This is a genomic window from Tistrella arctica, from assembly GCF_039630945.1.
GTDB classification, from domain to species: domain Bacteria; phylum Pseudomonadota; class Alphaproteobacteria; order Tistrellales; family Tistrellaceae; genus Tistrella; species Tistrella bauzanensis.
On record NZ_JBBKTV010000008.1, the window covers coordinates 391941 to 398219 of the forward strand.

The window sequence follows — 6279 nt, forward strand, 5'->3', positions numbered from 1 at the left end:
GCCCCATCCATTGGCCTATGCCCATTGGCCCCCGCCCACCAGACGGAGACAAGCCATGTCCGATTATGGCACCCGCGACCATTGGGACGAGGTGCATGATGCGGTGGCCGATACCGATCATCAAACTGCGATCGCGGCCAATGCCGTGGTCGGACATATGGTCGCCCTGGTCAATGCCACATTGAACGCACGAACCGCTGCAACCTCGCCCGGCGCGCGCCGTGCCGTGCTGCTGGATATCGGCGCCGGGCACGGCGGGCTGGCCCGGGCACTGGCGGGGCCCGACCGGCTGGTCGTCGCCAGCGACATCGCGGCAGCGCCCCTGGCCGCCGCCGCGCGGCGCCATGGCGATATCGGCGACGGGGCGTCGCCGCGTGGGCTGGCGGCGGATGTTCTGCATCCGGCCCTGAAGCCGGGCAGCGTCGATGTCGCGACCTGCCTGCGCGGGTTGTGGACCCTGCCCGATCCGTCGGCCGCACTGGCGGCCACAGCCGGGCTGCTGAAGCCCGACGGGCGGTTGCTGGTTCAATTGTGGGCCGAGGCGGCGCGCTGCCGGTTGATCGGCACCGGCGCCGCCCTGCTTGGCAAGGCGCTGCCATCCCTCACCCGGCCGGCCGGCGTGCCCAGCCCGTTCGACATCACCCCGGCCGTGCTGGCGGAGATGGCGACGCCGGCCGGGTTGGCGCTCGACCGGGTCGAGACCGGCGAGACCGCGGTCCGGGTGACCGATGCCGCGTCTTATTGGCGTGAATTCGATGCCGTCGCGGAAACCGCGGCGGCGGCCCGCAAACAGGCGCCAGCCGCCCTGCGCGCGCGGATCGATGCAGCACTGCCGGGGGTGCTTGGCCGGGTGCTGAGCCGCGACCCGACACTGCCACCGGATCAGGATGGCTGGCTGGCACCGATCGCGTGGTCGCTCTGCGTGCTGGCGCCGATACGGGCAGGCTGACCGTCGGACCCGGCCGGTGGCGGCAGTTGTCGCAGCATGTCGTCGATCTGAGCCAGCACCGCCTGCTTCAGCGCGACAAGCGCCGCAAGGGCCGCCGTGAACTCCTGCCGGCCGCGGGCGATCTGCGCCAGGGCCTGATCCAGAGCCTCGCCCGCACCGGGCTCACCGGCCAGTTGCCGCTCTGTGGCACGGGCATGGTCCCGCTCCGCATCGCCACGGGCGTGGTCGATCATTCCGATGGCCGCATCCAGTTTGCTGAACCGGGCCATCAACTCACCCAGCCGCTGACGCCGCTGACCGTCTGCAACGGCGGTCTGCGTCATCATCAGCGACAGCGCATCGCCGAGCGTCTGGCGTGCCGATGTATGGCTGCAACTGAGCCGCTGCGCCCGCAGCGGCATCGGGCATAACGGGCGGCGCTGGAACGCCGCGGCGGTGCCTGCCGTATCAGCCCTGACCGGCGTCACGCCATCGGCCGCATACACCACCTGTTCGTGAACCATCCCGCAATCGACCGCCCTGGCCGCCTGCAGACGATCCCGCAACATGGCCAGCCGCTCGGCCGGGGCGGGTTGCGGCGGAATGGCCCTGGCCATAGCCGCCGCGTGGTCACCATCGGCCGTGTCGCGACCAATCGTCTGCTCACCCGACATCGTCACCCCATACCAGCCGCACACCGGATCATCATGACATCCTGTCAGAACCGGATGGCTGCGGGAAGGCGTGCCACGCGCAGGCTGGATCAGGCCGGCGCCGCCGATGCCCGCAAGCGCGCCACCGGCTTCTCGCGGATCAGGATGTGCAACAAGGCGGACAGCAGGCCCAGCCCGACCGACAGCCACCAGACCGGATCATAGGAACCGACGCTGTCGAAAATCCGCCCGGCCAGCCACGATCCCAGGAAACCACCCAGTTGATGGCCCATGAACACCAGCCCGAACAATGTCGACATGAACACCGGGCCGAACATATGCGCCACCAAGCCGCTGGTCAGCGGTACGGTGCCAAGCCAGGTCAGCCCCAGAAGGAACGACATGCCGATGACCAGCGCCGGTGTCAGCGGCAGCATCAGAAAGCCCACGAACACCAGCGCGCGGATGGTGTAGAGCAGGGCCAGGGCCTCTTTCCGCTGGATCACCGTGCCGAGCTTGGCGAAGCCATAGGTGCCGAAGATGTTGCCGAGCCCGATGGCGGTGAGCGCCGCGGTCGCCACCCAGGGCGCCAGCCCCTTGTCGGCGGCATAGGCCGGCAGATGCACCGCAATGAAGGCAAGATGGAAGCCGCAGACGAAGAAACCGGCATTCAGCAGCCAGAAGCCCGGCGTGGTGAAGGCCTCGCGCACGGCTTCGCCCACCGTCTGCTTGCTGGTGATCGGGTCGCCGGCCTTGGCGGCCCCCCTCAGGCCCATGGCCAGCGGCACCATCAGGGCCGAGGTCACGCCCAGGATCAGCAGGCTCCACCACCAGCCGGCGACATCGGTGATGCCATGGGCATAAGGCAGCGCCACGAACTGTCCGATCGACGAGCCGAGGCTCGCCAGCGCCAGCGCCGACGCCCGGTGTTTCTCAGAAGCGGCCCGGCCGACGGCACCCAGTATAACGGTGAACCCGGCACCGCTGAGGCCGATGCCGATCAGGATGCCGGCCCCCGCCAGATCGAGCGCCGAGCCCGACAAGGCCAGCCAGATCACGCCGACCGCATAGAACAGTCCGCCGGCCAGCCCGACCTTCATCGGGCCGTGCTTGTCGGCGATGATGCCGGCAAAGGGGGCGAAGATGCCCCACATCAGGTTCATCAGCCCCATGGACAGGGCGTAATATTCGCGGCCGGTGCCGATGGCCTCGCTCACGGGGGTCAGGTACAGGCCCAGGCTTTGCCGGACGCCCATCGACAGGGCCAGAATACACCCGGCCGAGATCACGATCAGGACCAGGGACCGGGGCATCCTGCCCGCCGCCCGACCACTTGCCACACCGCCCGCGGTGCCGCGCGCCATGCTCATGGCGTCGTCTCCTCCACATGGCCCGCAGATGTCGGCGCAGAAATACCTCCGCCGCCGACCCGTTGCGGGCTCTGGCTCGTTATCGTTCCAGGCGGCATGGCCTTGGGGAAGCGCGGTGCGCGCGCTCCATCGAGCCTTGTTCTTGTTGTCTGGCGCTCAGTATTGCGCGTCGCCGCACGCGCTTCAATGGTGGAATATCATCCCATGATCATATCGCCACGGGTGAGTTGCAATCCGGCGGCGCGGCATCCGTCAGGTTGCACCCCCGCATACCAGCGCCACCGGACGCATGTGATCAGGCAAACAGTGTTTCGTCTTCGGAGCCCAGCGACTCGATGGCGAAATCCCCGCCATTGCGGGTGATGATGGTCACCGATGCCGGGCGCGGGCGGAATTCCAGCACCCGGTCACTGCCCCGGGCGTGGCCGACCATGACGTTGATCGGCACGAAATGCGAGACCACCACCACCAGTCCGGTCAGTTGACGGGCAGCAGCCACAACATCGCCTGCCCAGCGCTGTTGCGCCGCCGGCATGTCCCCCCAACCCCGCCCCAGCCAGTCGGTGATGTCGGCCGCGCGCGAGACCACCGGCTGGCCGTCGGTCCATGGCACCTCGGCGAAGGCCGGGGCCAGCACCGCCCGGCAGCCGATGGCGGCGCCGATGATCGCGGCGGTTTCCTGCGTGCGGGCCAGCGGGCTTGCCAGCAGATGCGGGCTTATCCCGGCCAGTGCTACCGCAAGCTGCGACGCGGTCGCCGCCGCTTCGTCCCGGCCCCGGGTGGTCAGGCCCGGATCACGCAGATCTTCAGTCATGCGCATCGCGCTGCCATGACGGATGAACAACAGGCGGGCGTCGCCACTCTTGATCGGTGAGGCTGGCGCAGTCGGTGAAGCAGGCATGGGCAACGGCTTTCGGAAAGACATGGGGGGAGGACCAGGTGCCGTCGGTCGCGGCATCCGGTTTCAGAGCCTGCCCGCGGATGCATGACGGTTGCAACCCCGCAAACGCCCCGCCACCGCCACCTGAACCGGCCATGTGCCGGAAGATGCCGGCCGTGCCCTTGCCGAAAGACCCACCTGTTCAATCACAAGGTGACGTGACAGACTTGAGATGTCACCTCACCCTGCCCGCCTGCCACAGGAGCCCCGCGCCATGGTCCATCCCCCGCCGGCCGGTCGGTCCAGCACCCTGCGCCGCGCCACCACGGCCGTGGCCGTCAGCCCCGGCAACCCGACCGCGAAACCGGTCAGCCGCCGCGCCATGCTGCGCGGCCTGGGCCTTGTGGCCATGGCACTGGCTCTGCCGGGCATGACCCTCATCGGCCGGGTGGCCATGGCACAAACCGCCGGTCCGGCCCCGACGGCCGAGGGCCTGTGGCGGACGATCGACGACGAGACCGGCAAGCCCCGATCGCTGGTCCGGATCAGCGAGACCGATGGCCGCTATCACGGCCGGATCGAGCGCCTGTTCCGCGAGCCGGGCGAAGATCCCGACCCGGTCTGCGCCACCTGCACCGACAGCCGCGCCGGGCAGAAGCTGGTGGGGTTGGAGATCATGTCCGGCCTGCTGCGCGATGGCCTGACCTATGAGGGCGGTGAGATTCTGGACCCCGCCAATGGTGAGATCTATGACCTGCGCATGACGCTCGCACCCGATGGCCGGACGCTGGAAGTGCGCGGCTTTGTGGGCCTGTCGCTGTTCGGACGCAGCCAGATCTGGTTGCGTGAGGGCTGATCAGCTCCCGATCAGCGGAAACAGCCGATCGGTCATCACCCGGTCATACTCGGCCAGACTGTCGGCCAGTCCGGCCAGCGCCAGATAGAGCGCCCGCCAGGACGGCGATGCGTCGGCGGGCGGTCTGAAACCACCGGTCATCGCGCCGATATCGTCCAACTGGCCGGCGGCGACCCCCTGATCGATCCGCAGACGCGCCACCATCTCGGCCACGACCGGGCTGCCGCCGATGCGGATCAACGGAAACAGGATGCCGGCCTCGGTTCTGATCCTGGCCGTCAGCAGATCCTGAAGCCGCATCAACGCCTCGATCAGCCGCGCCGGATGAGACGGGTGATCGTGGCAGAGGGCATACACCGTCTCGGCCAGCCCGACGATGGCCGGAAGCCGGTCGATCGGGATCGGATGATAGCGGCTCTCGATCATCGAAAGCAGGCCGTCAATCTCCGACATTGTCACCTCGACCTGGCCTGATCCGAATTTTCCGATAATATTTTCTACATAATGTGCGCCATGGTTTCCAACCAGCGCAACACCAATACGGCCGTCACCAGAGATGCCGGGGCCCCGCCTGTGCCGCTGGACGGTCACCCGCCCGCGCCGGTGCCGCCGAGATCGCGATAGCCGCCGCCGAAATAGATCAGGGGGTCGCCGGCACGCTGGCGATAACGCCGCACCGCGCCGATCAGGATGACGTGATCGCCGCCATCATGCACGGTATCGAGCGCGCATTCGAACTGCGCCAGACAGCCCGGCAGCAACGGCGCGCCACCAAGACCATCCTCTACCGGAAGGCCGGAGAAGCGGTCGGCGGTGGGGTCGGCGAACACATCCGACAGCGGGCGTTGGGACACGTCCAGAACATTGATCGCGAAATGGCCGCAGGTGGTGAACATCGCCAGGCTTGGCGATGTCTTCTCAAGGCACCACAACACCAGCGGTGGCGCCAGAGAGACGGAGGTGAAGGAATTGACCGTCAATCCCGCCGGCCGGCCGGTGGCGTCGCGGCAGGTGACGACGGTAACGCCGGTGGCAAACCGGCCCAGCGCCTGGCGATAGGCGCGGCCATCCTCTCCGGCCGGCGCAGCGGCACCAGTCGAACCGGCATCAGCCCAACCGGCATCCGCCCGGAGGCCGGTGGTCGATCGGCCGTGTTCGTTGCCATCCATGGCCATCCCCCGCTGCGGCTGGTCTGGAACCAAGCGTGTCCCTGGCCCATGGATATGCGATCAGCACGCCCCAAGTCAAATGGCGGCAGAAGGCCACGGCCGCCGATCCCCTGTCGCGGGCACAGCGGATGCTCCGGTGGCCGGGGCCGCACAGACGAGAACGCCCGGCGCAGGATGAACCTGCACCGGGCGTCTCGGTCAGACCACCCTCCCCCCCGGTGGTGGCCCGACAAGCTGCCAGAACCTGTGTTGTGAAACGTTTACTTGTTTATCGGAAAATTGCAAGCCATCAGGCTGGCCGGGCAGGGCCCCGAACTCGGGTTAACGCGGTTTACGGCTTGCTCGTGCCGTGATTCTCTGAATCACCCTGATTTGGAGGACTGCTATGCCGCTGACTGGCCCGGCCCGTGGAGAGACGTCGCG

At 68.0% G+C, this 6279-nt stretch carries 7 protein-coding genes; 2 read left to right on the forward strand and 5 right to left on the reverse strand.

All coding sequences use genetic code 11. The annotated features are described in order from the left end of the window. The first annotated feature begins 55 nt into the window (after positions 1 to 55). Positions 56 to 949 carry a class I SAM-dependent methyltransferase gene (locus WG924_RS20060; RefSeq protein WP_345934867.1) on the forward strand — a complete coding sequence of 298 codons (894 nt, stop codon included), beginning with the start codon at positions 56 to 58 and terminating at the stop codon, positions 947 to 949. Here WG924_RS20060 and WG924_RS20065 read toward each other — a convergent pair. From WG924_RS20065 to WG924_RS20075, 3 genes are all read right to left on the reverse strand, one after another. Further along, positions 883 to 1602: a hypothetical protein gene (locus WG924_RS20065; protein ID WP_345934868.1), complete on the reverse strand. Its 720-nt coding sequence runs from the start codon at positions 1600 to 1602 to the stop codon at positions 883 to 885. The genes WG924_RS20060 and WG924_RS20065 overlap by 67 nt on opposite strands. Before the next feature lie 89 nt (positions 1603 to 1691). After that, positions 1692 to 2951: an MFS transporter gene (locus WG924_RS20070; RefSeq protein ID WP_345934869.1), complete on the reverse strand. Its 1260-nt coding sequence runs from the start codon at positions 2949 to 2951 to the stop codon at positions 1692 to 1694. A 295-nt stretch (positions 2952 to 3246) separates the two neighbouring features. Further along, entirely contained in the window at positions 3247 to 3909 is a 663-nt protein-coding gene (locus WG924_RS20075; protein WP_345934870.1) for a histidine phosphatase family protein, read from the reverse strand. Positions 3910 to 4105: 196 nt separating this feature from the next. Here WG924_RS20075 and WG924_RS20080 point away from each other — a divergent pair, with 196 nt between their 5' ends. Further along, a complete protein-coding gene (locus WG924_RS20080; protein WP_345934871.1) occupies positions 4106 to 4687 on the forward strand; it encodes a DUF2147 domain-containing protein in 582 nt (193 codons plus the stop codon). Here WG924_RS20080 and WG924_RS20085 read toward each other — a convergent pair whose 3' ends face one another. Further along, positions 4688 to 5140 carry a hemerythrin domain-containing protein gene (locus tag WG924_RS20085; protein WP_345934872.1) on the reverse strand — a complete coding sequence of 151 codons (453 nt, stop codon included), beginning with the start codon at positions 5138 to 5140 and terminating at the stop codon, positions 4688 to 4690. A gap of 134 nt (positions 5141 to 5274) precedes the next feature. Further along, the gene (locus WG924_RS20090; protein WP_345934873.1) at positions 5275 to 5856 is read right to left on the reverse strand and encodes a flavin reductase family protein; all 582 of its coding nucleotides are present in this window, start codon (positions 5854 to 5856) and stop codon (positions 5275 to 5277) included. Positions 5857 to 6279: the final 423 nt, after the last annotated feature.